This window comes from Pleionea mediterranea (assembly GCF_003148745.1).
Lineage (GTDB): Bacteria > Pseudomonadota > Gammaproteobacteria > Enterobacterales > Kangiellaceae > Pleionea > Pleionea mediterranea.
Genome location: NZ_QGGU01000008.1, coordinates 82,176 through 108,791, shown reverse-complemented (window position 1 = coordinate 108,791; position 26,616 = coordinate 82,176). Strand labels below are relative to the sequence as shown.

At 41.0% G+C, this 26,616-nt stretch carries 28 protein-coding genes and 1 riboswitch; of the genes, 18 read left to right on the top strand and 10 right to left on the bottom strand.

The features are described 5' to 3' along the window. The first annotated feature begins 1 nt into the window (after position 1). Together C8D97_RS11865 and C8D97_RS11860 are read left to right on the top strand one after the other, a co-directional pair. Entirely contained in the window at positions 2–325 is a 324-nt protein-coding gene (locus C8D97_RS11865) for a zinc-ribbon domain-containing protein (protein ID WP_109763998.1), read from the top strand. Between the two features lie 68 nt (positions 326–393). Next, positions 394–494, top strand: a riboswitch (cyclic di-GMP riboswitch). A gap of 90 nt (positions 495–584) precedes the next feature. Then, entirely contained in the window at positions 585–1,007 is a 423-nt protein-coding gene (locus tag C8D97_RS11860; protein ID WP_109763997.1) for a DUF3718 domain-containing protein, read from the top strand. Positions 1,008–1,169: 162 nt separating this feature from the next. Here C8D97_RS11860 and C8D97_RS11855 read toward each other — a convergent pair whose 3' ends face one another. The 3 genes from C8D97_RS11855 to flgA are packed head-to-tail and all read right to left on the bottom strand — an operon-like array spanning position 1,170 to position 2,717. Beyond that, positions 1,170–1,652, bottom strand: coding sequence for a flagella synthesis protein FlgN (locus C8D97_RS11855; protein WP_109763996.1), 483 nt, complete (start codon positions 1,650–1,652; stop codon positions 1,170–1,172). A 3-nt stretch (positions 1,653–1,655) separates the two neighbouring features. Next, complete coding sequence (gene flgM / locus C8D97_RS11850) at positions 1,656–1,967, bottom strand: flagellar biosynthesis anti-sigma factor FlgM (RefSeq protein WP_109763995.1); 312 nt, start codon at positions 1,965–1,967, stop codon at positions 1,656–1,658. Between the two features lie 54 nt (positions 1,968–2,021). Beyond that, positions 2,022–2,717 (bottom strand): flagellar basal body P-ring formation chaperone FlgA, encoded by a 696-nt coding sequence (flgA, locus tag C8D97_RS11845; RefSeq protein ID WP_109763994.1) that lies wholly within the window; start codon positions 2,715–2,717, stop codon positions 2,022–2,024. 296 nt (positions 2,718–3,013) lie between these two features. On the opposite strand from flgA, the gene C8D97_RS11840 reads away from it, so the two are divergent. From C8D97_RS11840 to flgL, 13 genes are all read left to right on the top strand, one after another. Then, complete coding sequence (locus C8D97_RS11840; protein WP_109763993.1) at positions 3,014–3,943, top strand: chemotaxis protein CheV; 930 nt, start codon at positions 3,014–3,016, stop codon at positions 3,941–3,943. 19 nt (positions 3,944–3,962) lie between these two features. Next, positions 3,963–4,793 carry a CheR family methyltransferase gene (locus C8D97_RS11835; protein ID WP_109763992.1) on the top strand — a complete coding sequence of 277 codons (831 nt, stop codon included), beginning with the start codon at positions 3,963–3,965 and terminating at the stop codon, positions 4,791–4,793. Positions 4,794–5,007: 214 nt separating this feature from the next. After that, positions 5,008–5,409 carry a flagellar basal body rod protein FlgB gene (gene flgB, locus C8D97_RS11830; RefSeq protein ID WP_109763991.1) on the top strand — a complete coding sequence of 134 codons (402 nt, stop codon included), beginning with the start codon at positions 5,008–5,010 and terminating at the stop codon, positions 5,407–5,409. Between the two features lie 67 nt (positions 5,410–5,476). Further along, a complete protein-coding gene (gene flgC / locus C8D97_RS11825; RefSeq protein ID WP_109763990.1) occupies positions 5,477–5,893 on the top strand; it encodes a flagellar basal body rod protein FlgC in 417 nt (138 codons plus the stop codon). Between the two features lie 46 nt (positions 5,894–5,939). Next, a complete protein-coding gene (locus C8D97_RS11820; protein ID WP_109763989.1) occupies positions 5,940–6,626 on the top strand; it encodes a flagellar hook assembly protein FlgD in 687 nt (228 codons plus the stop codon). 59 nt (positions 6,627–6,685) lie between these two features. Continuing rightward, entirely contained in the window at positions 6,686–7,966 is a 1,281-nt protein-coding gene (gene flgE / locus C8D97_RS11815; RefSeq protein ID WP_109763988.1) for a flagellar hook protein FlgE, read from the top strand. 38 nt (positions 7,967–8,004) lie between these two features. Continuing rightward, on the top strand, positions 8,005–8,745 hold the full coding sequence (gene flgF / locus C8D97_RS11810) for a flagellar basal-body rod protein FlgF (protein ID WP_109763987.1): 741 nt from the start codon (positions 8,005–8,007) through the stop codon (positions 8,743–8,745). Positions 8,746–8,875: 130 nt separating this feature from the next. Further along, positions 8,876–9,664, top strand: a complete 789-nt coding sequence (gene flgG / locus C8D97_RS11805; protein ID WP_109763986.1) for a flagellar basal-body rod protein FlgG — start codon at positions 8,876–8,878, stop codon at positions 9,662–9,664. 42 nt (positions 9,665–9,706) lie between these two features. Then, positions 9,707–10,396 (top strand): flagellar basal body L-ring protein FlgH, encoded by a 690-nt coding sequence (flgH, locus tag C8D97_RS11800; protein ID WP_109763985.1) that lies wholly within the window; start codon positions 9,707–9,709, stop codon positions 10,394–10,396. Positions 10,397–10,411: 15 nt separating this feature from the next. Next, positions 10,412–11,506 carry a flagellar basal body P-ring protein FlgI gene (locus C8D97_RS11795; RefSeq protein ID WP_109763984.1) on the top strand — a complete coding sequence of 365 codons (1,095 nt, stop codon included), beginning with the start codon at positions 10,412–10,414 and terminating at the stop codon, positions 11,504–11,506. A gap of 133 nt (positions 11,507–11,639) precedes the next feature. Continuing rightward, entirely contained in the window at positions 11,640–12,782 is a 1,143-nt protein-coding gene (gene flgJ / locus C8D97_RS11790) for a flagellar assembly peptidoglycan hydrolase FlgJ (protein WP_170115231.1), read from the top strand. A gap of 173 nt (positions 12,783–12,955) precedes the next feature. Then, on the top strand, positions 12,956–14,941 hold the full coding sequence (gene flgK, locus C8D97_RS11785) for a flagellar hook-associated protein FlgK (RefSeq protein ID WP_109763982.1): 1,986 nt from the start codon (positions 12,956–12,958) through the stop codon (positions 14,939–14,941). 11 nt (positions 14,942–14,952) lie between these two features. After that, complete coding sequence (gene flgL / locus C8D97_RS11780; protein WP_109763981.1) at positions 14,953–16,158, top strand: flagellar hook-associated protein FlgL; 1,206 nt, start codon at positions 14,953–14,955, stop codon at positions 16,156–16,158. Positions 16,159–16,226: 68 nt separating this feature from the next. Here flgL and C8D97_RS11775 read toward each other — a convergent pair whose 3' ends face one another. The 7 genes from C8D97_RS11775 to C8D97_RS11745 all read right to left on the bottom strand — a co-directional run bounded on the left by C8D97_RS11775 (position 16,227) and on the right by C8D97_RS11745 (position 21,697). Then, positions 16,227–16,721, bottom strand: coding sequence for a GNAT family N-acetyltransferase (locus tag C8D97_RS11775; RefSeq protein ID WP_109763980.1), 495 nt, complete (start codon positions 16,719–16,721; stop codon positions 16,227–16,229). Next, positions 16,708–17,028 (bottom strand): flagellar protein FliT, encoded by a 321-nt coding sequence (locus tag C8D97_RS11770; RefSeq protein WP_109763979.1) that lies wholly within the window; start codon positions 17,026–17,028, stop codon positions 16,708–16,710. Before C8D97_RS11770 ends, C8D97_RS11775 begins: the two co-directional genes overlap by 14 nt. A gap of 27 nt (positions 17,029–17,055) precedes the next feature. After that, positions 17,056–17,478, bottom strand: coding sequence for a flagellar export chaperone FliS (gene fliS / locus C8D97_RS11765; protein ID WP_109763978.1), 423 nt, complete (start codon positions 17,476–17,478; stop codon positions 17,056–17,058). Between the two features lie 16 nt (positions 17,479–17,494). Further along, positions 17,495–18,838 (bottom strand): flagellar filament capping protein FliD, encoded by a 1,344-nt coding sequence (gene fliD, locus C8D97_RS11760; protein ID WP_109763977.1) that lies wholly within the window; start codon positions 18,836–18,838, stop codon positions 17,495–17,497. 404 nt (positions 18,839–19,242) lie between these two features. Next, entirely contained in the window at positions 19,243–19,674 is a 432-nt protein-coding gene (locus C8D97_RS11755; protein ID WP_109763976.1) for a flagellar protein FlaG, read from the bottom strand. 101 nt (positions 19,675–19,775) lie between these two features. Further along, positions 19,776–20,606 (bottom strand): flagellin N-terminal helical domain-containing protein, encoded by an 831-nt coding sequence (locus C8D97_RS11750; RefSeq protein WP_109763975.1) that lies wholly within the window; start codon positions 20,604–20,606, stop codon positions 19,776–19,778. A 254-nt stretch (positions 20,607–20,860) separates the two neighbouring features. Then, positions 20,861–21,697, bottom strand: a complete 837-nt coding sequence (locus C8D97_RS11745) for a flagellin N-terminal helical domain-containing protein (RefSeq protein WP_109763974.1) — start codon at positions 21,695–21,697, stop codon at positions 20,861–20,863. 803 nt (positions 21,698–22,500) lie between these two features. Between C8D97_RS11745 and C8D97_RS11740 the strand changes: the two genes are divergently transcribed. From C8D97_RS11740 to C8D97_RS11730, 3 genes are read left to right on the top strand one after another with little or no spacing between them, the layout of a single operon-like run. Continuing rightward, on the top strand, positions 22,501–24,447 hold the full coding sequence (locus C8D97_RS11740; protein WP_109763973.1) for a tetratricopeptide repeat protein: 1,947 nt from the start codon (positions 22,501–22,503) through the stop codon (positions 24,445–24,447). Continuing rightward, positions 24,440–25,423, top strand: a complete 984-nt coding sequence (locus tag C8D97_RS11735; protein ID WP_109763972.1) for an NAD-dependent 4,6-dehydratase LegB — start codon at positions 24,440–24,442, stop codon at positions 25,421–25,423. The genes C8D97_RS11740 and C8D97_RS11735 overlap by 8 nt, the downstream gene beginning before the upstream one ends. Further along, positions 25,416–26,615: a LegC family aminotransferase gene (locus C8D97_RS11730; RefSeq protein WP_109763971.1), complete on the top strand. Its 1,200-nt coding sequence runs from the start codon at positions 25,416–25,418 to the stop codon at positions 26,613–26,615. The genes C8D97_RS11735 and C8D97_RS11730 overlap by 8 nt, the downstream gene beginning before the upstream one ends. The last annotated feature ends 1 nt before the right edge of the window (position 26,616 follow it).

Here is a 26,616-nt window from a genome sequence, read left to right as displayed (position 1 = left end):
TATGGCGATAATTAAATGCCCAGAATGTCGTAAGCCTATTTCTGATAAAGCCAATATATGCACTCATTGTGGCTATGCAATGAAAGGCGCAACCGACGAAGATTTAGCGCGTGCCGCCAGAATAAGTCGCCTGAAAAAACAGAATCGCATGCAAATGATTATTTACGGTTCCATGGTGGTATTTTTGGCAGGCGTGCTGTTTTTCTATTTTGGCCGGGAGTCAGGCTCTAATTTGTATCGGGTATTAGGTTACTTTGGTATTGCCCTTGGAGGGCTCGGTTATCTGTTCAGTCGTATACAGTCTGTGATAAGTAAACGCCGCTGAACAATAATTGGAAAAAGCGTTATATTTTTATTGCAGTAAACAAAAATTAGCCTATAATTCGTGCTGAAACTTGATAAGGGCAACCTGAACTGAAAAGTGCAGGGCGCAAAACTACCGGCCTAAGGGGCAACCTGTAAAAGGGGTTACCTACGGCAGCGGAGTTTCCGGGTTTACAGCACATCTACGATAGCCAGTCCCCAAATCGCTCTTATCTCCGTTAAATAATTAACATGACTTTTGTTATTTTTTGGAGAAACCAATGAAATACATACTCGTTCTTTTGCTAATCACTAGCACAGGTTTGGCTCATTCATCCATGGATGAAATCAACCGGTTATCTTCTGCTTTGTGCGAGTACATCAAAAATGATGACCGCACCAGTATTCGTAAAAAGCTTCGTTCTGCCAACCTTGATCTTCGAAAAACTTATACAGGGTTTGTTTGCCAGCCTGAAGGTGATTTTAAAGGTGGCAGCTTGCTTCGGACAGCAACTTACTTTGGAGCAAGCCAGGTATCGACATTTTTAATACGTAAAATGGAGCGCTCGGATATCGCCTTTAAAGAACACGACGGTAAAACAACTGTTGAGTGGGCTAAAGAAGCAGTCGAATCCGGCGCTGTTAAAAATGCCGATAAAGCCAAGTCAATATACGCTGAAATGGAAAGTCGTTCAGCCGATTAACCATTAACATTGAACTGTCAATTGATGACAAATGTTTGGAAGTTGACACTCGATGAGATGAGTTGCAATTTATAATCTGAAATAAATCTAATTATAAATGCAACTCATTGTTGTGTTAGAACGGAGGTGCTTGGGCTAGTGATTCTGGGTTAGCTTAAAAAATCATGCCTTAGCGCTGCTGATGTGAAGCTGCGTTTGTTGTGCCTTTCCTTTAGAGGAGTAGGTAGTTAAGTTATTAGGACGCAGTGACTGTTTAAAGATATTAACAGTACGCTCCAGACTTTTTTGCGACAGGTCAATGATCCGCCCATTTATTTCATTTTGTGTTTTGCAGCGAAACATGGCTGTTTTAAGTGACTTCCATTGATCGAGTAGCTCAGTGTTATTGGCTATTTGTTGTTCGTAAATATCTTGATGATTTTTAAGCAGTGACTTGATACCAAATACAGCCAGTCGATGCTCGGAAGATTTTTCAAGTTCATCCAATAATTTCGACTTCTCTTTAAGAATTGTTGAGATTTCATCGATATTTTGTGTCTCATAGCATTTCTGTTCGTCAGCCAGTAGCTCAAACAGTGTTTGACATAGGGTTTCTTCACGAGACATTGCTGTCTTTAAAAAGTTAGTGACATTGGAATCAAGCATAACTTATCTCACTTTACTGTAGCCGACTTCGAAGTCGAGCATTTTATTGGCGACTCGTTCGGGTTCTATTTCATAGCGCCCCTGGTCAACTTTTTCTTTAACCGGTTCGACACGGCTGTTATCAACAACCGGTGACGACATCATTTGCTTTATTAACGATTGAATTTGTGACGCTTTTCCGGTGAGCTCCACAGAGTCAGCAGCAGTATCACCTGAATCATCAGCATTACTGACAGCATTGTCTTTCAGCTTTTTACTTTTTGTACTGTTGGTACTGATTTTTCCGGAACCAACGTTTCGTACATCAATAACCATAAATTGCTATGCTCTTTTGGGGTTGTTGTTGTGTTTCAATAAACTCAAGGTTTATCATAAATTAATCGTCACTTTTTTCTCTGCAACTACTGTTCCAGAAATTTCACGCTTTGATTGTAAATTTTCAATTAACACGCGTTCACCATAATGTCCGTCTTCTAAAGCCGTGCCCGCCATAGATACTGAAAACCGCTTGTTGCCGGTGGTGATCATAAGTTTATCGCCTTTACACACCATGCAGGCATTTCGGGCATTAACGGTTTGGCCATCAAGCACTCTACGTTTCAATATTGAACCAACAATCTGGCTTTTCTTGATTAGAGGCGTGTGTCTTAACTGGCTAATATCGACCTGTTTAAATTCAATGTCGGCTTCTGAAACGCGGTCACCTTTTGCCATGGTTTTATTGTAGACCAGTATATTTTGTTTAATAACAAGAGATACCGGAACATAAATATGCCAGCTTTTGACGCCGACACAGCGTATGCCAACAATTGAGTTACCTTTTAGATCGGTACCTTGCGGAATAAAAGCGCTTAGTGGCTGACTGCATTTTGACAGTCGCAACCTGGGATCAACCTTACCTATGTTGATTTCAACCTGATTTTTATCGGCAGAAAAGTGCTCCTGAAGGAAAGTTTTTGCCGTATTGATAATTGTTTTAACCGGTTGAGCTTCTGCATTAGCCACGGGTGAGCTAGCAAATAATGATAGCAGCAGAGTGTGAGTTAAAAATTTACCTAAATTCATAAGCTTGGCTCAATTATATAAACTCCAAATTAATGCCTTGAATACTGCAATTCAATAAATTTGGGCTATGCTATAAATATTCAGTTTTAATACTTATCGGCATAATCTCAAAAAAGCTAAGGGTTATTTATGCGCTTTATTATAAAGCAGTACAAAAAGTGACCTAAGCCTCGCAGTTTCACTAAATTAACTGATATGGGATTAAAGGTAGCAACTTTTGTGCCGTTAATATTAACGACTGTGCTTTAACGTTTAATAAGTGCTTCTGTAACAATTTGCAGACATCGGAGAAATTAATGTCGAGTATTCTTGATAGTGTTAATCAACGCACCCAGATGGTGGGGCAGAATCGCCTTGAACTGTTATTGTTTAAGCTGCGAGGACGACAGGTTTATGGCATTAACGTCTTTAAAGTTCGCGAAGTGTTGCAATGCCCTGAACTGACTCAAATACCTCAACGGCACAATGTAGTGCGGGGTGTCGCACATATACGTGGGCATACCATATCGGTCATGGACTTAAGTCTGGCAACGGGTGGGCCGGCACTTGAAAATCTTGATAAGTGTTTTGTGGTGATTGCAGAGTACAACAGAGGAGTCCAGGGCTTTCTGGTTAACTCGGTTGAAAGAATAGTTAATATGAACTGGAGTGATATTCATCCACCGCCCAGAGGCAGCGGAAATGATCATTATCTGACCGCCGTTACCGAAATTGATAATGAGTTGATTGAAATAATCGATGTGGAGCGGGTTTTGGCCGAAATTGCACCCACAAGTGATGTGGTTAGCGAAGAAGTTCTGGCAAAATCGGCGGGTAAAGAACCTGAAGATAAAATCGTTCTAATTGCCGATGACTCGGCGGTCGCTCGTAATCAGATTAAGCGAACAATCGAACAGTTGGGTATGAACGTGGTAACCAAAAAAGACGGTCGAGAAGCGCTGGATTACTTACTCGGTTTAGTGTCTGAAGGAAAAGTGATTAATGATGAAATTTTATTGTTAATTTCCGATATTGAAATGCCCGAGATGGATGGCTATACCTTAACGGCTGAAATCAGAGCGCATGATCAACTGAAAAGCTTGTGGGTGCTATTACATACTTCATTGAGTGGTGTGTTCAATCAGGCAATGGTCAAGAAAGTAGGCGCGAACGATTTTATTCCCAAGTTTAACCCTGATGAGCTGGCGAGTGCTGTACAAAAACGACTTGAAGTAGAACAAGATTAAAGTAGGCGTTCAGAATTAAATGATACTTTCTGCAAGTGAATACAGTGAGTTTCAGAAGCTGTTACATACTAAAACGGGAATATTACTGGGTGATAATAAACAGTATCTGGTTTCCAGTCGGCTTAGCGCTTACCTGAAAGAGAATAGTTTAGAATCTTTTGGTGATCTGCTAAAGGTGCTAGCGCGGCCTGGTAGTAATGTGCTTCTGCAACAAGTCATCGACCGTATGACCACCAATGAAACCCTATGGTTTCGTGATGGCTTCCCTTTTAGCTATTTAATGTCGCATATAATGCCTGAGTTAAAGAGCAAAGGGCAGTCGCGTGCGAATATCTGGTGCGCGGCCTGTTCGTCAGGGCAGGAGCCTTATTCGATCAGTATTGCATTAGAAGAAGCCTACAGCGGAGCGTTTCGTCATAAAATTCCGGCTCAGGTGGATATATTGGCGACGGATATTTCGAGCCGTATTTTAAAACAGGCTCAGCGGGCGGAATATCAGCCTCTTGAAATTACCCGTGGCTTATCACCAGAACGGCAAAAACGTTTCTTTGAACAATCGAGCACTGGTAGCTTTCTACTTAAGCCCGAGTTAAAGAAACGGGTTAAATACATGACGTTAAATTTGATGCAATTACCTTATCGGAGCATTAATCGTTACGATGTTATTTATTGTCGCAATGTTTTAATCTATTTTTCAGCGGAACTGAAAATTCAGGTGATCAAAGGAATGGCCGATTGTTTAAAACCTGGTGGTTATTTTTTCCTCGGCGCCTCAGAGTCTATGCCAAGCAGTATTCCCGGATTTGAAATGGTTCGTTGTAATCCGGGTCTTGTGTATCGCAAAAAGTAAACACGCTCTAATTTATAACTGCAAATAGATTTAAAACTCCCATCAAAACAGACATTTCGTTTGTTGCCGCTTTCGCGGATCTCCCTTGCCGCTTTATACCTTTTTAACCAAGCATTATATAGATTTATCGCTCTAATTCATTGAAATAAAACAAATACCCAATTTTGGCACAGTGATTGCTCTATCTAAGTGAAACAGAGTTTGGAGAGATTTAATGGGCATTTCATTTGACAAAGCACTCGGCATTCATGAGCACACTTTGTCATTGCGATCTAAGCGTGCGGAAGTCATTGCTAATAACTTGGCGAATGCAGACACACCTGGCTATAAGGCGCAGGCATTAGATTTTGACAAGGCATTACAGAATGCCATGAATGGTCATAACAAAGGCTTATTAAGAACTCATGAGAAGCATATTTCATCTTCAGCAGGTTCTTCAGCGTTTAGTGATGTTGTTTACAGCGTACCAAACCAACCAGACACTGGTGATGGCAATACGGTCGATAGCCAAAAAGAAATGGCGAAATTTGCTGAAAATGCCATGGAGTATCAAACCACTTTGATGTTTCTGAGTAAAAAGTTTAAGGGTATGAAAACGGCTCTGAAGGGCGAGTAATTCAAGCATGAATTTAGCAATTAACATGATTATAGCGACAAACAGTTAACGATAAAGGTAAGCAAGCATGAGTTTGTACAATATTTTCGAAATTTCTGGTACCGGCATGAGCGCACAAAGTGTTCGGCTTAATACCACAGCCAGCAATATGGCTAATGCCGAGAGTGTCGCCAGTAGTGTTAATGAAACCTATAAGGCACGACACCCTGTTTTCAGTGCGGTTTATCAATCGTTAAAAGGCAGCAATTATTCGGGAGCAGGGGTTGATGTACTGGGTGTCGTTGAGAGTGAAGCTGCGCCCAGAGTGAAGTATCAACCGGAAAATCCAATGGCTGATGAGCAAGGCAATGTTTATTTACCAAACGTTAACATTGTTGAAGAAATGGCGAATATGATTTCTGCATCTCGCAGTTATCAGGCAAATGTACAAATTGCCAATACAGCTAAAACTCTCGTTCAACGAACGTTAAATCTTGGTCAGTAACAAACGATCAGTAATCAATGGTCAGTAGAAATCAACGGATAAAGCAATGACTACTATAAACAACGATGCAAACAATATTCTTCGCGACCTGGGCTTAAACCAGGAAGAAAACCTTGAGTCGGGTCGTAAAGAACAGTTAGGCCAGTCAGATTTTTTATCATTGCTGACCACACAACTTGCCAATCAGGATCCCTTTGATCCTATGGATAACAAAGAGTTTATCTCGCAAATGGCGGAGTTTTCCAGTTTGTCCGGGATGGAAGAGTTGAATCAAAACTTTAATACATTAGCGTCTTCCTTGACTTCAAATCAGGCATTACAGGCATCTGCTTTGGTTGGTCGAAGTGTCATGGTGCCGACAAGTGTTGGCCATCTGGGTGAAGAGGGTGGTATTGAAGGGCGCGTCAGTTTAGATCAGTCCACGCAAAACATGTGGGGCGAAGTAAAAGACGCGTCGGGTCAGGTTGTTCGACGGTTTGAAATCGGTAATTACTCGCAGGGTGATCTTGAGTTTGAATGGGATGGTATGAGTGATACCGGTGAGCGAATGCCCGAAGGTGTTTATTCCGTCAATATCTACGGCCAGGTTGGCGGCACAACCGAACAACTGGGTACCGTGATAAAAGCACAGGTTAACAGTGTCAATCTGGGTGGCAGCGATGGCCAGGTTGTGTTGAATTTAACAGGGTTAGGTCAGGTGAACCTGGCGGATATCGAAGAGATTGGAATATAGAGCGCAGAGCGTTTTATCAAATAATTGTTCATTATGTTGGGTAAGTTGGAGAAGTAACTATGTCTTTTAATACAGCGTTAAGTGGTTTAAATGCAGCGCAGGCTGACTTAAATGTCACCAGTAATAATATTGCGAATGTATCAACCACCGGATTTAAATTTTCTCGTGCAGAGTTTGGTGATATTTTTGCAACATCAACGCTCGGTAGTTCAAAAACAGCGATTGGTAATGGTGTTATTTTAGGAAACGTGGCCCAGCAGTTTGGTCAGGGAAATCTGGAATTTACTTCTAATACGCTGGATCTTGCTGTGTCAGGTCAGGGCTTCTTTGTACTGGAACCGAGTCAAAATAATCAAAACCAGATCTTTACCCGCGCTGGCGAATTTGGCGTCGATAATAATGGTTTTGTGGTAAATAATGCTGGCGCCCGTTTACAGGCTTTCCCAACAAACTCTGATGGCACCGTAACCGCTACCGCTTTATCCAGTACCCAGCCATTACAGATTCCACAATCCGCCGGTTCTCCAACATCCACCACAGAAATTGATATCGGCGTTAATTTACCTGCCAATGCTACGGGACTGAATGTTAACGCATTTGATCCTAACTCACCCTCAACATTCAGTGCTTCAACGTCATCCACTATTTTTGATTCATTAGGTGAAAGTCATATCGCTACTGTGTATTACGTTAAAGATGCCGGAGCACCAAACCAGTGGGCTTCTTATTACTTCGTGGATGGTAACCCAGTTGATATTACTGGTGGAACGGCAGGGGCAAATGGTCAGCTGTATCACACCGTCGAGTTTGATGCAGCGGGTAATTTTCAACAAACCGTACCGGCAAATCCATCAACGGCTGCATTAGGTTTTACCAATGGCTCTAATGCTGCGCAAACAATTGCACTTGATTACGCAAATAATGCACCTACTCAATTTGCATCCCCCTTTACGGTTAATACTTTAGATCAAAACGGTGCAACCATTGGACGGCTAGCGGGAATCGAAATTGGAGAGTCTGGAGTAGTACGAGCAAACTTTACCAATGGTCAGTCGAACTCCATCGGTAAAATTGCTCTGGTTCGTTTTCCCAACCCTCAAGGATTAGCACAATTAGGAAACAATGCATGGTCAGACACCATTGACTCAGGACAGCCTCTAGCAGGTGAAGCTTTAACATCAAGTTTTGGTCAAATTCGATCTGGCGCATTGGAAACTTCCAACGTTGATTTAACGTCGGAACTGGTGAACTTGATTACAGCACAACGTAATTTTCAGGCCAATGCCCGAACCATCGAAACCAATAATCAGGTCACACAGACCATTATTCAAATTCGATAAATAATCCGTTAAACGAGTGAGTAAAACAGGACTAAACAATGGATAAAATGGTTTACCTCGCAATGTCTGGCGCTAAAGAAAATATGTTGGCTCAGGCAAAGTCTGCCAATAATCTTGCCAATGTTAGCACCACAGGTTTTCGTGCTGATTTACAGCAAGCACGATCCATGCAGGCTTTTGGTGATGGTCATCCGAGTCGTGTTTTTTCACTCACTGAACGTCCGGGCTATAAGTTTGAAACCGGCACCATTCAAACTACCGGAAATGATTTTGATATTGCTGTTAAAGGTGAAGGCTGGATTGCTGTGCAAGGTGCTGATGGTAATGAAGCTTATACCCGTCGAGGCGACCTGAAAATTAACGCCAATGGATTACTGGAAAATGGCGCCGGTCATCTGGTTCTTGGAAACGGTGGACCAATTGCTTTACCGCCTTTTGCAAAAGCGGATATAGGTGTTGATGGCACTATTACAATTCGACCAAAAGGCGCGGCACCGAATGAATTACTGGTGGCTGATCGAATTAAACTGGTTAATCCAGATAATGGGGATCTTACAAAAGATCAGTTTGGTTTGTTTGTACGAAAAGACGGCGGTATTGAGCCGCCAGATGCCGCCGTTAATGTGATTAATGGTGCAATTGAAAGCAGTAATGTCAATGCCATTGAAGAAATGGTGCAAATGATCAGTTTATCCCGACAATTTGAACTGCAAGTGAAAATGATGAAAACCGCTGAGGAAAATGGACAAGCATTGGATCAGCTGGTTCGAATGGGTTAGTAAATTTTTAAATTAGTTAAAAATTACAATAGTTGAGTAACAGGATCGAACTAAAGCCAACGAGCTAAAGTATTCGAAACAAGCGTTAATACATAAGTAGCGCAACCCGATTAACAGGTGGAGTAAGGTTATGCATCCCGCACTTTGGATTAGTAAAACCGGTTTGGACGCACAGTCGACCGATTTGCAGGTAACGTCAAACAATCTGGCCAATGCCAGTACTGTTGGCTACAAGAAAAATCGTGCCGTGTTTGAAGATCTTTTTTATCAAACTGTACGAGCTCCTGGCAGTCAGTCGTCGCAAAATACTAATTTGCCGTCCGGTTTAATGTTGGGTACCGGTGTTAAAACTGTTGCCACTCAAAAAGATTTTACACAGGGTTCTTTTCAGTTAACCCAAAACCAGATGGACATGGCAATTGAAGGGGCTGGTTTCTTTCAAGTGTTAATGCCAGATGGCAGTACCACTTACACCCGTGCCGGTAATTTCGCATTAAATGAAGATGGTCAGGTTGTTACTTCTGGCTCAGGATTTTTATTACAACCCAATATTACTGTACCCGACGATGCCACCAGTTTTGATGTCAGCATCGACGGTATCGTTACGGCCCGTGTTCCTAATAATCCGGCTCCAGTCAATTTGGGCCAGATTCAGTTAGCGGATTTTATTAATCCCGCAGGTTTAGAGCCGATAGGGCAGAATTTATTTCGAGAAAGTCAGGCCAGTGGTGCACCCATTATTGGCAATCCATCCGAAGATGGACTGGGTAATTTACGTGGTGGTCAACTGGAATCATCCAATGTTTCTGTAGTGGAAGAACTGATTGGATTAATTGAAACGCAGCGTGCTTATGAAATTAATGCCAAAGTTATATCGGGTGTTGATCAAATGCTGCAGTACGTTAATCAAACGCTTTAATGTTAGTCAGTAAATAAGAAACTATTGCTTAGAGAATTTATTATGAGCCGTTACAGTTTGATTGTTTTAAGTCTGTTGTTAATCACTGGGTTGGTAGGGTGTGCATCCTTTACGCCTCCTGCACCGGATGATCCTTACTTTGCGCCCAAAATTCCTGATGTACCAAAACACCAACGCGTCAGTAATGGTTCATTGTTTTCAACAAACAGCCAAATGTTGTTGTATGAAGATCGTAAAGCCAATCAGGTCGGCGATATCATCACGGTTATTTTAACCGAAGTAACCGATGCTTCAAAACAGGCCGACACAGAAACCAAAAAAGAGTCCGATGTATCATTACCGAACCCAATCATTGGTGGCCGTAACTATACCTTTAACTCAGGACAGTCTTCATTTGAAATGGACATTGGCATGGAGAGTGAGTTCAAAGGTGAAGCGGAGTCGAAGCAAAGCAATAAACTAAATGGAACCATTTCAGTAACCGTACAAAATGTATTACCAAATGGAAATTTAATTGTTCGTGGTGAAAAGTGGATTACGCTTAATCAGGGCGATGAGTTTATACGTGTCTCAGGCATTATTCGGCCACAAGACATAACATCCGATAATACCGCACCATCATCTCGTCTGGCGAATGCCCGTATCCAATACAGTGGCACAGGTGCGGTGGCCGATGCCAACAGTCACGGATGGTTGGCACGATTCTTTAATAGTAGTTGGTGGCCATTTTAAAAAAGAGAGCAACCCATGAAGGCAATTGTAACGTTTTTTGTAGTTTGTACGCTGGTGATGAGCCAGAACAGTTTTGCCGATCGGGTAAAAGATATTGCATCAATTCAAGGCGTTAGAAGCAATCATCTGATTGGATATGGCTTGGTGGTTGGTCTTGATGGCACTGGAGAGCAAACCGCCTACACCGCTCAAGCGTTCAAAACAATGCTTAACCGATTCGGCATAACCTTGCCGCAAGGACTGAATCCCAAGCTGAAAAATGTTGCCGCTGTTGCCGTGCATGCCGAGTTACCTCCGTTTATTAAACCCGGACAGACCATTGATATCACGGTTTCCAGTTTAGGTAATGCCAAAAGCTTAAGAGGCGGGGCACTGTTATTAACGCCGTTAAAAGCGGTGGACGGTCAAATTTATGCGTTAGCACAAGGTAATATGGTGGTGGGTGGATTTGGTGCCGAAGGTAGAGATGGCTCAAGTGTTACCGTTAATATTCCAACCGCAGGACGCATACCGAATGGTGCAATTGTTGAGCGCAGCGTCGCCAGCTCTTTTGCAGACGGCGATCATTTTATTTTTAATTTAAATCAGCCCGACTTTACAACCGCGCGGCGTCTGGCAAAAGCCATCAACGAATTTGTTGGCCCACAAACCGCAAAACCGATGGATGCTACTTCAGTTAAAGTCAGTGCACCAAGAGATGTATCCCATCGTGTGGCATTTATGTCGGCGTTGGAAAATGTTCAGGTTGAACCGGCCGATAGCAGTTCAAAAATAATTATAAACTCACGCACTGGAACCATCGTGGTTGGTAAAAATGTCCGTTTGAAGGAAGCTGCGGTTGCTCATGGTTCACTTGTGGTGACCATTGCCGAAGCACAACAAGTCTCGCAACCTAATCCTCTTGCGCAAGGTGAAACAACGGTAACACAACAATCACAGGCTGCGGTAGCCCAGGAAGATGCAAAGATGTTTCATTTCGATCCCGGTGTTTCGCTTGATGAGTTAGTTAGAGCGGTGAATGCGGTGGGTGCTGCACCAGGTGATCTAATGGCAATACTCGAAGCCTTAAAGCAGGCAGGTGCCATTCAAGGCCAACTGGTGGTCATTTAATAATGATTTCTTTTGGAATGGCTGGTTTAGAGATGATCGATTTAGAGTTGATCCGTTTAAAGATAAGCAGTTTAGATATGTTCTGTTTAAATACGCACTGTTTGAAAGTGCAAGGTAAAGCAGAGGCATTATAGTGGACTTCTCAAAACCGGCAACAGCATCACCAAGCGTTTATCACGACTTAAACTCTCTGAATAAGTTAAAGTCAAATAACCCTCAGGGTGAGCGCGAAGCTTTGCGAGCTGCGGTAAAAGAATTTGAAGCCTATTTTTTAAACCTGATGTTAAAAAACATGCGCTCTGCGAATAAACTTTTAAATGAAGATAGCCCGCTAAACAGTAGTGATGTTGAGTATTATAATGAAATGCACGATCAACAACTGGCGGTTAATCTGTCGCGCTCCAGTCAGTTTGGTATTGGTGATTTATTGTTTAAACAGTTATCGGCTCACTTGCCAAAAGACAGTTCAGAGAAACAACAAGCACAGGTTCGGCTACCTAATTATTCCGATGTTAGCCTTGGAAAAAATGTTGATTCTAATCATACGGGTATTAATCAGAGTAATAAGGCAAATAATTCTCCAAATACAAACTCATCAGAAAGCTACAATGTTAATCCATTGATGACCATGAATGTATCGGTGCGAAATTTATTGGTTAATCCTGAGCAGTCGAAAGATCTTTTGGCCAAACAAGCCGTCGAAAATAACGCGGCGGTCTCTGTAAATAACTCTCAATTGAATCAATCAAACATCGGCAAAGCAGTTTCAGGTAAAGATGATTTTTCTTTATCCTTTGCTTCAAAGTCCGACTTTATTGATAAAATTAAACCTTATGCCGTATCTGCGGCAAAAGCTATTGGGACTCATCCTGGAATTTTAATTGCACAAGCGGCACTTGAAACAGGATGGGGGCAATTCTTTGGCAAGAATGAACAGGGCAAATCGTCATTAAATCTATTTGGCATTAAAGCGGATAGCCGTTGGAGTGGTGAGTCTGTCGCAACCCCAACGTTAGAATTTAAACAAGGGATCCCGGAAAAAATAACCCAGTCATTCCGCGCATACGACTCTCTGGAACAGAGCTTTAATGATTACGTTGACTTTATTCTTAATAATCCACGTTATAAAAATGCATTAAATGAATCCAGTGATCCTGAGTCTTACATTCAGCAAATACAATCAGGCGGCTATGCAACGGATCCCGACTATGCCGAAAAAATAAAGTCCATATTCAATCGCGAATCTTTGTTTAATATAACAAGTGAAAAGCCGTAAATACGATTTTGAAATTTTATCATTAACTTTTACATTCCATTCACCACTCAAGCCACCCAGCGATTGTCCTTCGCAAATACTTGGTACGAAACCTGCAGTTATATCCACTATGTTAATCAACCAATTGATAATTTTACTAACACTGTTGCAAGTCTTCAGTAGGGAGCCTATTTATGGCCGGTAATTTCTTAAACGTTGGGGTTTCAGGACTCTTGTCCAATCAGGCTGCCCTAAATACGGTATCGCATAATATTGCTAATGCAAATACCGAAGGATACAGCCGACAAGTTACTGAAATCGATACCCGACTACCGCAATTTCTTGGTGGTAACTACGTTGGAACAGGGGCTCAGGTAGACGCTATTAAACGTGTGTTTAACTCGTCAGTTGCAAATGAATTAACGGCAAATACGTCCGTTTTCAACCAGTTAGAAACATATCTTGATCAAGCGTCTCGTGTCGACAGCATGGTTGCGGATGCATCAACTGGTTTGAATCAGGCATTACAAAACTTTTTCTCTGCGGTGCAAACTGTGTCGAATGATCCAACCTCTATTGCGTCAAGACAAGTGATGTTGAGTCAGGGCGAATTACTGAGCGATCGATTTAAAACGTTAACAGAACAGTTTGATACACAAACTCGTTCACTTAACTTGGCGTTAGAAACGTCAGCTGAAGAGATTTCCGCATTGGGGCAAAGTATTGCCGATATTAATGTTAAAATTGCCGCTGCTTCAGGCGGCGGGCAGGGTACGCCGAATGACTTATTGGATGAGCGAGAACGTTTGATTAATGATCTGGCCGAGTTGGTTGATGTTAAGCCTTTAAGACTTGATGATGGAACCATGAGCATTTTTATTGGCAGCGGTCAGGCGTTAGTGGTTGGTGCAACAGCGAATAAAATATCTGCCGTTCCGCGTCCGAACGATCCTAAAAATATGTCACTGGTTTTACAAACAGGTTCCGCGTCTATTCCAATCACAGAAAGTATAAAAGGTGGAAAGATGGGCGGCTTATTGAGGTTTCGAGAAGAAATATTAGAGCCAGCTTATAATGTTTTAGGGCGGGTAGCTTTGGCCGTTTCCGATAGTGTTAATTCACAAAGCCAGTTGGGAATGGATTTAAATAATCAGCTTGGCAGTAACTTTTTTAATGATATAAATGATATCGCAGCTATGCAGCGTCGTGTTGTGGCCGGAAGCGGTAATACCGGTACGGCCAGTATCGCGGTTCAGATTGATGATGTGAATGCCTTGGGCAATGATAACTATCAATTATCCTTACAGGGCGGTACATACACCTTAACTAATCAAACAACCAATTCGGTAGTTGCTAGTTTTGCTCCTCCTGGTGCAACTCCAACAACAGTTGCCGTGCCTTCGGAAGGAATTAGCATTGTATTTGAGGCTGGTGCGGCGGCTAATGGTGATGAGTTCTCTTTGTTTCCCACACGTAATGGTGCGGCTGAAATAGGTATGAATATAACGAATCCTTCTCAAATAGCTGCGGCATTACCGGTTGCTGCTAATGAAAACCAGAGTAATATAGGAACAGGTAATGTCAGTAGTGTAACCGTATCTGATACGACAACACCTCAATTTACGAATGTTCCTGGTGATCTTGATCCACCATTAATATTCGAGTTTGTCGGACCTAATTCTTTTAACGTTCGTGATGCAAATACCAATGCAGTTATTACAGGGCCGGTTGGTGGTTATGTGCCTAATCAGCAAAATGACATGATGGCTTTGGCTGGTTTAAATCATGGTTATGAAGTTACGCTTAACGGTGCCCCACAAAGCGGCGACACTTTTAATATTTCTTATAATACTAATGGATTCGGTGATAACCGAAACAGTTTATTGATTGGTGATTTGCAGCAACAAGATACGCTTGATAATGGTACTTCTAATTTTCAGGAGGCGTTTGGTCGTCTGGTAAGTGATGTCGGAACCCGAACTCAGGAGTCTCGAATTAACTTATCTGCATCTGAAAGTATTTTAAATCAGGTAAAAGAGCGACGAGAATCGATATCTGGGGTGAATTTAGATGAAGAAGCGGCAAAACTAATTAAGTTTGAACAAGCGTATCAAGCATCCGCACAAATAATTCAGGTGGCCAGAACTTTATTCCAAACGGTACTTGATTCTACAAGGTAGAGAGTCTAACTATGAGAATCTCCAGTAATCAAATAAATACAGCCGGCTTACAGGAAATACTGCGCAAGCAGAGTGAAGTGCGTGAAACACAACTTCAAATTTCTACTCAACGGCGGTTTTTGACCCCTGCAGATGATCCCGTTGCAGCCACATCAGCGTTAAATATTGAAACGGAAATTTCTTTGACTGAACAGTTTAATCGTAACGGTATATTTGCAGAAAACAATAACGAGCTTGAAGAGTCAATTTTGACGGGTGTCACTGAAAATCTATTTCGCGTCCGTGACCTGATGATATCCCTTGGTAATGGCATATACGGACAGGAAGAATTGCAAGGGTTAAAAGCAGAGGTTGTTGAGCGGCTTGATGCGATAGCTGGGCTTGCAAACAGCCAGTCGTCAAATGGAGAATATGTTTTTTCAGGATTTCAATCTGACACTAAGCCTTATGTAAAAGACGCCAGTGGAAATTATATTTATCAAGGTGATAATGGTCAGCGTCAGCTTAAAGTTAGTAGCGGTACCAGTGTCGCAATTTCTGATTCTGGGCAAAAAGTATTTGGCAGTTCATTTACCGGCAATAAAACATTTTCAACGTCGGCAAATGCAGCAAATACAGGCTCTGGCAGTATTACAGTTGGTTCCTATCAGGGAGCATCTCAGTTTTTGGCGGAACCTTATCAAATTAATTTTACAGCGGCCAACACCTATGAAGTGGTAGGAGTTAATAGTGGAACAACTATAGTGCCTGCTACAGCATTTTCACCGGGAGACAACATAAGCTTTTTAGGGGTAAGTGTTGAAGTGAATGGTACACCAGCAGCAGGGGACAGCTTTAATGTTGCTCCCAGTCAGCGACAAGATATCTTTACTACACTGCAAAACGTTATCACAATGGTTGATAACTTTACGGGGACTCCGGCAAGTCGAGCCCAGTTTGAGACTGAGCTAGATTCTCAACTCGCAAACTTTGATAATGCCTTTGATACCATCGATTTAGTCCGAGCCGATGTTGGTAGCCGACTGAACGCCATAGAGACAGCAACCTTTTCAAATGAAAGCCTGGTGCTCAATTTCAAAACAACATTGTCAAAAATTCAAGATTTGGATATGGTGGAGGCGGCCAGTCGGTTATCTCGCCAAACCACAACACTAGAAGCTGCACAAGCAAGTTTTGTAAGAGTGCAAAACTTATCGATCTTTAATTTCTTGAGATAATTTTTAAGATGGTTCTCGACATAGTTATAGAGGTAGTTTGTTAGTTGTCTAATGCTATAAAAGGTATATTACTGTAACTGCTTTCTGCAGGTGACCGAAGTCGGTATCAAACCAACTGAGTCCCAAAATTTTTCTGCCACCTTGTTATTGGCGGCGTACTCCACATCATAATAGGGCAGGCGCTGCTCTTTGAACAACTGCTCGATAAACTGAACAGTTTGTTTGCCAAAACTTTTCTTTCGACAGGTTTCTTCTAACCATAGTGACTGCACAAGTCCATAGTGCGTTATATCGGTAAAGTTATTGTTTACAGGGACTACTTTTATGTGGGCAAACCCTACGGCAGTCGAGTCGAGATAAGATAGGAATAAAATGCTTTCTGGCAGGTTGAGTTCTAAAGATAGCCAGTCTTTAAGATGACGTTTAAAATCTTGTTTGACGGTTGGGGTGGTTAGACTGTCTTTTGTTTCAAATTGATGGAGCTGATAGGTTCTATCTGTTAGATAATCCAGATCATTAATGGTTGCCTGGCGAAATTCAAGTTGTGCATCAGGTTGATTCATGAATGGATTTATATTGTTTAGCAGCTTTAAATTTTGATTTTATATCAATTATATTGCTACTTTCACCTTTTTTCTGATTTTTTACTTCCTGAGCGTATGCTTGATCCAGTTTTAATATACGCTCAATACTATTTTTAACTTCATCTACCAGGCTTTTATCGATATCCTGATTAAAGATGCTTTCTAACTTTTGCTGCCGTTTAACAGTCAAAGACGATAGTTGATCCCACTGCTTATTCTTAATAAGTGTTTTATAGGACTCTGTTTCATTCTCAATATGTTTTAATGACTCTAAAATCGATGGCATAGTAATTCTTATTAAGTGAATTGAATGTTAAACAGCTGCTGTTTTCTGATTCGATGAAAATATTTTTTTTGCTTCATCTTCAATACCATCCCAACCTTCTTTGATATTTTTAATGACCGATATTGCGCTATCAACATTTTCGATGTTGTTAGTCTGGTTGGCAGTAATTAAGTTGTGAATGGCGTATTCGTATAAGTCATCCAGATTGTTTGAAAGATCTCCGCCAGCGTCAGCGTCCAGACTGTCTCTTAGTCCATTGATTATTTTAATAGCCCAGCTGATGTGGTGAGATTTTTTATCGTATTCTTTACGATCAATAAAGCCTTTCGCTTTAGACATTTTCTCAAGCGCACCTTCCATTAACATCTGTATAAGGCGATGTGGATTTGCATCGATCACACCACTTTGAGTGCTGGTTTTCTGGTAAGCATTTAAACCACGTAAGCTCATAATAAACCTCTAAATGTTAAGATTTGGATGCACCTGGCAAAGCAGCAAGCTGCTGAGCCAAATAGTTTCCTGTAAAGTTAAACTGACTTACTAAAGCGTCCATCGCGCCAAATTTTGAGCGCAACTGTATCTCAAGCTGTTCAAGTCGGTAATCCAGGTTGAGTCGTTTGTCTTCAATTCGATCAAGTTGCTGATTTAGCGATTGTTCGCGTAAGTTTATAATTCCATTTAATTGAGTATAAGGCTCAACCGTATCAGACAGTTGAGTTGCGATACCATTGGACCCGGCAAAAAGCTCTGATAAATCACTAAAGGCATCGTCGCTTATTTTATCAAATTCGACGGTATCAAAGTTTAAGTCACCGGTGTCTAATGTTTTAATCCCAATGCTCGACAAGGTATCGAATCCTGAAGTAATGCCTGAAACACTGTTTCCTACGACATTTCTGACTCTAGAAACAATCATTCGCAATGTGGAATCACCAGCAAGATCACCAGTAGCCAACTCTGAGCTTTTCCCCAGACTGTTAGCCGTACTGATAAAGCTGTTGTAACTGTCTACAAACGTTTGAATGTTTTCTTTTACTGTTTCGATATCTTTACTAATGGTTACATCAACAGCTGTGGCTGTTTCTTTCGTCGCAGTAAAGGTTATGTCTTGTATGGTATCGGTAAAAGTATTGGTTGAATTAGTTATCTGAATATTATCAACAAATATGGTTGCATCACCGGCGGGTTGGTTAGTGACTAAGTTAGTAGAAATGCTATCAAGCGATGCATTGTCATTGGTTACGCTAAGAGTGTTTCCAGTACCCGTTACATCAGAGTCAAATACAAGATAAGTTTGCGTACCAGTATTAATTAAGTTTACGTTTACGCCAAAGTTGTCTGCAGCGTTATTAATTTTTGATCGGATGTCGGATAAAGTGTCTGCTGCATCGATAGTTACATCAAAGGTGTCACTACCAGCAGTTAAAGTGAGTGTTCCACTACCAACTGTGTCCGAAGATGAAGTAAATGCACCAGACTGCAATTCTGATCCTTGTGCCAAGGTATCAACTAATACGGAAAACGTCCCGGAAGATGCCGAAGAGTTAGCTGATCCTGTGATGGCTTCTTCATCGCTACTGGTAAATTCGTTAATTTGAAATTTATCGCTGGAACCTAAGTTTTCCAGTGCATCGGTCAGCGATGACAAGGAGCTTTTTAAGCTGCCAAGCGCAGACAGTGTTGTACTGGCTTTACTTTCCTGACGATTTAATGAGGATTCTAATGGGGCTCGTTCGGCTTTCAGCATAGCTGAAATAATCGATTCAACATCGATACCTGAGCCAATCCCTGCTGATGTAATTAAACCCATAAAATAAGTGCCTGATAATTAAATGAATGACTAATTTGTACTACTAAGTATATCGGCTTAAAAAACGTCAACTTTACTGATTTAATGAGATAATTATCACTGAAATAATTGACGTTGATATATGTTGCTTTCATCGAAAACACTACATGTTATCGTCTATTTACAAATATTGTCTGTTTATAAATTTACGTTAACAAACAGGTGATTAGCAGTAATTTAAACTGTCTATTAGATTAGGTTAAGCAATGCTTATGCCAAGATATTGCTTAACAAGCTATTACTATCTGAGTATTTCAAATACTAACCTCTAGCATCTAAGAAGAGCTGTTAATAGATTAAAAACACATCGATGTATTCTGCTAAGTATAGTGAAAATAAGAGAAAGAGCAGGGCTCTTTCTCTATTTAGGCTTCGGTTTGAATTAAAATACCTTGGGCCTTTGACATATCTTCATTGAGTTCTTTCAGTCGCTTCGACAATGTCAGCAACTCTTCAGGTGGAATTTGACGAATGGTTTCATCTGTTTTTCGGTCTATGACCTTGATGATAGTACTACCGGTATCTGTATCCACTTTAAAGCGTAGGCTTCGACGAATGGTTTGTTCCGATTGAGCAAACTTTTCCAGTTGTTGCTGTAACTCCTCTGCACCCAGTCCGTCTTTCGCTTTCGCGGAACCCTCTGGTTGTTGTGGAGCTACTACTTGATTCGTTTGTTTCACATTTTCAACTGCAACTGAACCAGTAGTGTTGTGAGTGAAGGAGGTCTCTGGCAAATCTTTGCCATTGCCTGACTCTCGAATCGGCTGAAAGCTGCCTATAGATTGTATAGTAGCCATTTCCCTAAACCTCTTGATTAACCACGGATAATGGCGTTAAAGCCATTATCCGATCGAACCTGATTATTAGAACTAAAGTGTTCATCAGGTGGTTATTCAAACTACTGAAGCAGTGAAAGTACAGACTGGCTACTGGCGTTTGCCTGTGCCAGAACCGATAAACCCGCCTGCTGTAGCACCTGATTTTTAGCCAACTGAGAGGTTTCAGCGGCAAAGTCAGTATCTCTTATACGAGATCGTGCAGCCGACTGGTTTTCGACAACATTCTGTAAGTTAGAAATGGTAGAAGACAAACGGTTTTGAACCGCACCTAAGTCACCACGTACAGAGTCAATGGTACTTAACGCCGCATCAAGTGCCGTAACCGCGCCACTAGCACCAGCTGCAGTAGAGATAGTCTCACCACTGGCGTCTAATCCAGAAGTTGCAGCAATTGCACCAGACTGGTCAGCAATGGTGAAGGATACATCTGTATCAGCCACTTCTGCACCCACCTGAATGTCAACCGAGTAACCGGTAAACAGGTTGGTTCCTGCAAAGGTTGTGTCATCAACGATACGGTTAACTTCTTCCGCTAAATCGGAAAACTCAGCGTTTAAAGCAGTACGACCGTCGGCTGTTGTATTACCTGATACGGACTGTAAAGCCAGGTCACGCATACGTAATACAATGTTGGTTACTTCTTGTAGAGCACCCTCAGCGGTTTGCGCCACAGAAATACCGTCATTGGCATTACGAATAGCAACATTTAAGCCGCTTACAGACTTACTTAACTGGTTAGAAATAATTAAGCCAGAAGCATCGTCTTTTGCACTGTTGATACGAAAACCCGAAGACAAACGTTGGAAGTTTGTGCTTAGGTCACTATTGGTTTTGAAAAGGTTACGTTGCGCCGTTAACGACGAAATATTGGTTTGAATTACATTACCCATGATAGATCTCCAGTTACCTTTGATGAACTGCTGAGAACAGTTAGCTACAAAGTGTGAACATTAAAGTACGACTAACAGTGCTGAGAACACGCTAGCCTCAGAGTATCTATCGGCTATGGAAATGCTGACTTTAAAAAGAATTGAATAAATTCATCAATAATATGTTAACCCATTGAAAAAAAAGGAGAAGAAACTTCTCCTTTAAAGGGTATTTCGTACGGTAGAGGGCCTAGATTTGTGAAATATTCATGAGTCTACCCCTGTAATAAGGATAGGATTCCTTGTCCGGATGCGTTGGCTTGCGACAAAATTGATAAACCAGCTTGCTGTAACACCTGATTTTTCGCCAGATTTGACGTTTCGACAGCAAAGTCGGTATCTCTTATGCGCGAGCGGGCAGCCGACGAGTTTTCGATAATATTTTGTAGATTGTTAATGGTGGAGGTTAGACGGTTTTGTACCGCACCCAAATCACCCCTAAGCGTGTCTATGGTATCTATGGCTGCATCAATGGCAGTAATCGCCTGGGAGGCTCCCGGTGCGGTACTGATGGTTTCAGCTGACACGGTAATGCCGGTTCCGGCAGCCTGATTCAAGTTGGCAATGGTCACTGTTATATCGGTTGAGTTGGCTTCTGCACCCACTTGCAGGTTAACACTGTAACCGCCTGCCTGAGACAGTACCGCAGCACCGGCAAAAGTGGTATCACTGACGATTCGTCCAATTTCCAGAGTGAGTTGCTCAAACTCGGCATTAAGCGCCTGTCGGCCGCTAGCTGTTGTATTACCACTCACAGACTGTAAAGATAGATCACGCATTCTTAAAAGGATATTAGTGGCTTCCTGTAAGGCGCCTTCTGCAACCTGTGACAGTGAAATCCCATCATTAGCATTTCTGATTGCGACATTAAGACCACTGACCTGCTTGGAAATTTGATTGGAAATAATCAATCCAGAGGCATCATCTTTGGCACTATTAATACGAAAGCCAGATGATAGACGTTGAAAACTTGTTCTTAAGTCATTGTTTGTATTAAATAAATTACGCTGCGCGTTTAGTGAGGCAATGTTTGTTTGTATGACGTTACCCATCTCGTACTCCCGATATTAACCATAAAAGCATATCTATGCTGTTGTTAAACACATTTAAGGTGACGACGATGAAATACTGAGAATATCCCTTCGTTTGCAACTCGCCATGTTGACAGGGAGAGTTGCGAACAAAAGATACTGAGAATATCTATTGCGAGGAAATCAAAGCTGAGAACTTCGATTCAAAAGTGTTATCGGCTCTGAAAAAGTCGACTTTAAATTATTTGCGAATTTTTTAGCAAACGTAAAACGAGAAAAGTTGGCACGCTGTATGCTTACTTTAAACTGCCGACATAAATTTAACCAAATCCCATGATAGGTCTAAGTTTGTGAAAGGCATATAAGTGGCACACAAAGGTTGCTGAGAACAACTTTTAAAGTGTCGTGAAAATTTCTCTTAAAGCTGCTGAGAACAGCGATTAAGTAGGAAGTTTTCAAGAAGGTTAGCTATTTTAAGTCGCTGAGAACGGCTTGGAACCAGTGTCCTTCAGTAGTACGGTAGGGGCTAAAGAGATTTAGCCCCTTTATTTTATCTCCCCCGGAATCAGGAATAGCTCTGCCGCAAAAGCGGTAAATATTTGCCTTAGTAACCATTTAAATGGATGAGTTTACTGTTATTGGCAATTAGCGTAGGCAGTCGTTTAATAAAACGATCAGTTTAAACATAGGGCACTGAAGGCAGGGTTTGTTCGTTCTGAAAAAGACCCATGAAAATTATAACAATTGATATTAATATTAAGGTAGGCTGGTCGTAAAAGTGATGCATGCTCATTATCTGAAATGGCAATAAACAGGATTGTGCAATGACTGAGATAATTAATACAAAAAATATAGAAAAAGGCATTAAACAAATTATTGCAACCGGCCAGGGTTATGGACCTGAGTTTAAAACTGCATTGAAGACCACTCAGGCCATTTTAAAAAAAATAAACAAAGGACGTCAGCATACTGCCCATAACTATTTTGAGTTGGCGCAATGCTTTATTCAATTGGAAGATACCGAGCTTGCCATGAATGCATTGAAAAAAGCGCTTTCAATTAAGCCTGATCATGTGGACTCCCTTTGTTTATTAATTGCATTGTTGGATAATTTGGGAATGTTTGCTCAGGCATCAATGGTTACAGACGATCTATTGCAGTTAAATCCTGACAATATTGAGGCCAATTTTCAAAAAGCATTGCTGTTGTACAAATTAAAAGACTATGTTTTAGCCATCCAATACGCAATAAAGGCGTCAACGGGCGATGATATTCACCAGGAAGCCCTAATATTACTGGGATCTTGTTTTAACGAATTAGCTGAATATCAGCACGCACTTAAGTTTTTACAGGTAGCCTATTATGCCAATTCAAATCACACCGAACTTTACTATCAGTTAGGCAAAGCCTATTACTACACGTTTAACTTTATTAAAGCAGAAAAGCTTTATCGAAGGGGCCTGGAAATTGACGATACTCATTATGAGTTAAATGTCGCATTGTTTAAAACCTATCTTGAATTGGGTGACCAGAAAAAACTTCGTCATTATCTGGCCAAAGCCGTTTGGCTGCAAAGAAAAGCGCCTCAGTCACTGTTTTATCTTGGTTTTTATTATGGCGCAGTATCAGAGTTTGATAAGGCTACCGGGTATTATAAAAAAGCTTTAGTTAAAAACCCGGGTGACGATACGGCAAAAATGAATATTGCGCATATATATCAGGTTCGTGGAGAGTATGATAAAGCAATCCCTATTTATGAAGATATTATTGCAAGAAAGTCTGACGCTGCGCAATCAAGTATAAATTTGGGTTTGATCTATATTGCAAAGGGAGAGCTTGAAAAAGGATTTAAGGTCTCAAATAATCGATTTTCGAATATGGCTTACAAGTACAGTCAGTTAAACTGGTCTGGTGAAAGTTTGTCCGGTAAAAAAATCTTATTAAGAAAAGAGCAGGGTATAGGTGACCAAATTGAAACGGCCTGGTATTTTAACTTGCTGCAAAACGAAAATGTCGACGCCACAGTTCAAGTTGATGAACGGTTGATACCATTGCTTAAGCGAAGTTTTCCCAAATTTAATTATGTTACCTTTAGTGATGACTATATCAATTCTGAACATTTTGAACGATTCGATTATCAAATATTACAAAAAAGCTTAGGGATTATTTATCACACTAAAATTACCGAAGCTTATAAAAATAAAAAATATACTGAAAAAGGCTTTCTAACGGTCGATACAGATTTATTTAACCAATGGAGTGAACGTCTTAAACCCTATAGAGGCAAATCTGTCGTTGGTATTGCATGGCGTAGCGGTCTTATGAATCGATCCCGTAAAGGCTATTATTTAGACGTGTCAGACATCATTTCATTATTTAAAGACAAAGATGTCACTTTGGTGAACTTACAATATAGCTTTACTAAACAAGAGTTGGACCTATTAACTCAAACTTTAGGTGATAAGTTTGTTCACTTTGAAGACATTGATCTTAAAGATGATCAGGACAATCTGGCAGCGTTAATTAAAAATCTTGACCTTGTATTTACTGCCCCAACCGCTGTATATGACTTATGTGGCGCGATTGGCAAGCGAACTTTGTGCTATTCCTATGCGCATACCGAGCTTGCGGCAAAAATGTATGGCTGTGACTCAAACCCGATGTTTCCAGATGTGGATATGATTTGGTCTGTAGGAAAAAGTGTTGCTGAGTCCATGGATTTAATTTCTAATCGCCTTAATGAGCATTTAAAAGAGCACAAAAATGTCTGATCGAATACTGGTTACCGGTGCAGATGGGTTTATAGGATCTCACTTGGTAGAATTATTACTTAAGATGGGGCATGAAGTCAGAGCCTTAAGTTTCTATAATTCATTCAATCATTGGGGATGGCTTGAAGATATTCCAGAGTCTGAAAAACTGGAAGTGGTTAGCGGTGATATTCGTGATCCTCATTTTTGTCAATCACTCTGTGAAAATGTTAGTTCTATTTATCACTTAGCGGCTTTAATAGCGATACCTTACTCCTATGTTGCCCCAGACAGCTACGTTGACACTAATGTTAAAGGGACGCTCAACCTATGTCAGGCAGCCAAAAATCATAAAGTAAAGCGATTTATTCATACTTCAACCAGTGAAGTATATGGTACGGCTCAGTATGTACCCATTGATGAAAATCACCCTATGCAGCCACAGTCACCTTATTCGGCATCAAAAATTTCTGCTGATGCTATGGCGATGAGTTTTTATTATACCTTTGGATTACCTGTAACGATCGCTCGGCCATTTAATACTTATGGCCCTCGTCAGTCAGCTCGTGCCATTATACCAACTATAATTACACAGATTAATCAGGGTGTGAAAACAATAGAGTTAGGGGACTTGTCGCCAACGCGCGATTTTAATTTTGTAAAAGATACTTGTCGCGGATTTGTGGCCTTAGGTGATTCCAAAGAAGCGATAGGCAAAACGATCAATATAGGATCCAATACAGAAATTTCTATGCAAGACACATTAGAGTTAATTAAAAAAATAATGGATAGCGATGTGGAGTTTCGTATTGACCCGGCTCGTCTGAGACCTAAGGACTCAGAAGTGTTTCGCTTGAAATGCGATAATTCGCTTATTAAAAAGCTGTGTGGTTATGAGCCAGACTACGATATAAAAAAAGGTTTAAACGAAACCATACAGTGGTTCAGCGATCCTGAGAACTTAAAAAAATATAAGTCGACGATTTACAATGTATGATGAGCTGTTTGATTTAATCAAATCAATTTATGCTAATCAGTCCAGTATTGTTTTACACGAACCAATACTTACTGAACATGATAAACTTTATCTTAACGATGTTATCGACTCCGGTTTTGTGTCATCGGTAGGTCAATACGTTACACAATTCGAGAAAAAACTGTCTTCTATTACAGGTGCTAAAGAAACTGTTGCTGTGGTTAACGGTACTTCTGCATTGCATCTTGCGCTAAAAGCGGTGGGTGTATCCCACGAAGATGAAGTGATTACACAATCCTTAACCTTTGTCGCAACGGCAAACAGTATCGCCTATTGTGGAGCGTCTCCTGTTTTCATCGATGTCGATAATCACACACTCGGTATGAGTTATTCATCACTGAAACATTGGCTTGAAAATAAATGCAAGAACACCAGTAAGGGTCTTATTAATCGTACAACGGGTCGTCGGGTTGCGGCATGTTTACCTATGCATACCTTTGGTAATAGCTGTGAGATTGAGAATATTGCAAGCTTATGCCGAGAGTTTCAGCTTCCACTTATTGAAGATGCGGCTGAAGCTATGGGCAGTTACTATAAACAACAGCATCTGGGCACTTTTGGTGATATAGGGGTTGTCAGTTTTAATGGTAATAAAGTAATAACCACTGGTGGAGGCGGAGCTCTATTATTTAATGATAAGTCATTAGCAGAGTCTGTCCGTCATTTATCGACAACGGCGAAGGTTCCTCATCCCTATCAGTACAGCCATGATCAAATTGGTTTTAATTACCGAATGCCAAACCTAAATGCTGCATTGGGTTGTGCGCAGCTTGATAAACTAGATGCTTTATTAGCCAGTAAGCGAAGAGTATTTAAGTCATATCATGACTTTTTTAATACAAAATTCCGATCAAAACCAATGTCACTCATTGAGCCGGTAAAATATTGTCAATCAAATCACTGGTTAAATGCTGTCATTGTTGAACAAGCTTCAAAAGTAAAAAATTTAATTGAGTTAGCTTCAGAACAAAATATTATGTTGCGACCGGCATGGCAACCTATGCATAGCTTGCCAATGTTTAAGCACGCGGATAGAGATGACTTGACTGTGACTTCGGATCTGGCATCAAGACTGGTAAATCTACCAAGCTCTGCTGTAATAAATGAGCAGTTAAACTTGCCAAAGCTACCCGAGTTTATGAGTGGTAACTGAT

What these genes read in the sequence shown, in the direction of transcription:
- flgM (WP_109763995.1), bottom strand. Translation starts at nt 1,967, where the DNA reads ATGGTTATTGATGTACGAAACGTTGGTTCCGGAAAAATCAGTACCAAC.
- C8D97_RS11740 (WP_109763973.1), top strand. Translation starts at nt 22,501, where the DNA reads ATGACTGAGATAATTAATACAAAAAATATAGAAAAAGGCATTAAACAA.
- fliD (WP_109763977.1), bottom strand. Translation starts at nt 18,838, where the DNA reads ATGGGTTTAATTACATCAGCAGGGATTGGCTCAGGTATCGATGTTGAA.
- flgH (WP_109763985.1), top strand. Translation starts at nt 9,707, where the DNA reads ATGAGCCGTTACAGTTTGATTGTTTTAAGTCTGTTGTTAATCACTGGG.
- C8D97_RS11750 (WP_109763975.1), bottom strand. Translation starts at nt 20,606, where the DNA reads ATGGGTAATGTAATTCAAACCAATATTTCGTCGTTAACGGCGCAACGT.
- C8D97_RS11865 (WP_109763998.1), top strand. Translation starts at nt 2, where the DNA reads ATGGCGATAATTAAATGCCCAGAATGTCGTAAGCCTATTTCTGATAAA.
- fliS (WP_109763978.1), bottom strand. Translation starts at nt 17,478, where the DNA reads ATGAGCTTACGTGGTTTAAATGCTTACCAGAAAACCAGCACTCAAAGT.
- flgB (WP_109763991.1), top strand. Translation starts at nt 5,008, where the DNA reads ATGGGCATTTCATTTGACAAAGCACTCGGCATTCATGAGCACACTTTG.
- C8D97_RS11730 (WP_109763971.1), top strand. Translation starts at nt 25,416, where the DNA reads ATGTATGATGAGCTGTTTGATTTAATCAAATCAATTTATGCTAATCAG.
- C8D97_RS11795 (WP_109763984.1), top strand. Translation starts at nt 10,412, where the DNA reads ATGAAGGCAATTGTAACGTTTTTTGTAGTTTGTACGCTGGTGATGAGC.
- C8D97_RS11835 (WP_109763992.1), top strand. Translation starts at nt 3,963, where the DNA reads ATGATACTTTCTGCAAGTGAATACAGTGAGTTTCAGAAGCTGTTACAT.
- flgG (WP_109763986.1), top strand. Translation starts at nt 8,876, where the DNA reads ATGCATCCCGCACTTTGGATTAGTAAAACCGGTTTGGACGCACAGTCG.
- flgE (WP_109763988.1), top strand. Translation starts at nt 6,686, where the DNA reads ATGTCTTTTAATACAGCGTTAAGTGGTTTAAATGCAGCGCAGGCTGAC.
- flgK (WP_109763982.1), top strand. Translation starts at nt 12,956, where the DNA reads ATGGCCGGTAATTTCTTAAACGTTGGGGTTTCAGGACTCTTGTCCAAT.
- C8D97_RS11840 (WP_109763993.1), top strand. Translation starts at nt 3,014, where the DNA reads ATGTCGAGTATTCTTGATAGTGTTAATCAACGCACCCAGATGGTGGGG.
- flgA (WP_109763994.1), bottom strand. Translation starts at nt 2,717, where the DNA reads ATGAATTTAGGTAAATTTTTAACTCACACTCTGCTGCTATCATTATTT.
- C8D97_RS11775 (WP_109763980.1), bottom strand. Translation starts at nt 16,721, where the DNA reads ATGAATCAACCTGATGCACAACTTGAATTTCGCCAGGCAACCATTAAT.
- C8D97_RS11820 (WP_109763989.1), top strand. Translation starts at nt 5,940, where the DNA reads ATGACTACTATAAACAACGATGCAAACAATATTCTTCGCGACCTGGGC.
- C8D97_RS11860 (WP_109763997.1), top strand. Translation starts at nt 585, where the DNA reads ATGAAATACATACTCGTTCTTTTGCTAATCACTAGCACAGGTTTGGCT.
- C8D97_RS11755 (WP_109763976.1), bottom strand. Translation starts at nt 19,674, where the DNA reads ATGGCTACTATACAATCTATAGGCAGCTTTCAGCCGATTCGAGAGTCA.
- flgC (WP_109763990.1), top strand. Translation starts at nt 5,477, where the DNA reads ATGAGTTTGTACAATATTTTCGAAATTTCTGGTACCGGCATGAGCGCA.
- C8D97_RS11770 (WP_109763979.1), bottom strand. Translation starts at nt 17,028, where the DNA reads ATGCCATCGATTTTAGAGTCATTAAAACATATTGAGAATGAAACAGAG.
- flgF (WP_109763987.1), top strand. Translation starts at nt 8,005, where the DNA reads ATGGATAAAATGGTTTACCTCGCAATGTCTGGCGCTAAAGAAAATATG.
- C8D97_RS11855 (WP_109763996.1), bottom strand. Translation starts at nt 1,652, where the DNA reads ATGCTTGATTCCAATGTCACTAACTTTTTAAAGACAGCAATGTCTCGT.
- C8D97_RS11745 (WP_109763974.1), bottom strand. Translation starts at nt 21,697, where the DNA reads ATGGGTAACGTCATACAAACAAACATTGCCTCACTAAACGCGCAGCGT.
- flgL (WP_109763981.1), top strand. Translation starts at nt 14,953, where the DNA reads ATGAGAATCTCCAGTAATCAAATAAATACAGCCGGCTTACAGGAAATA.
- C8D97_RS11735 (WP_109763972.1), top strand. Translation starts at nt 24,440, where the DNA reads ATGTCTGATCGAATACTGGTTACCGGTGCAGATGGGTTTATAGGATCT.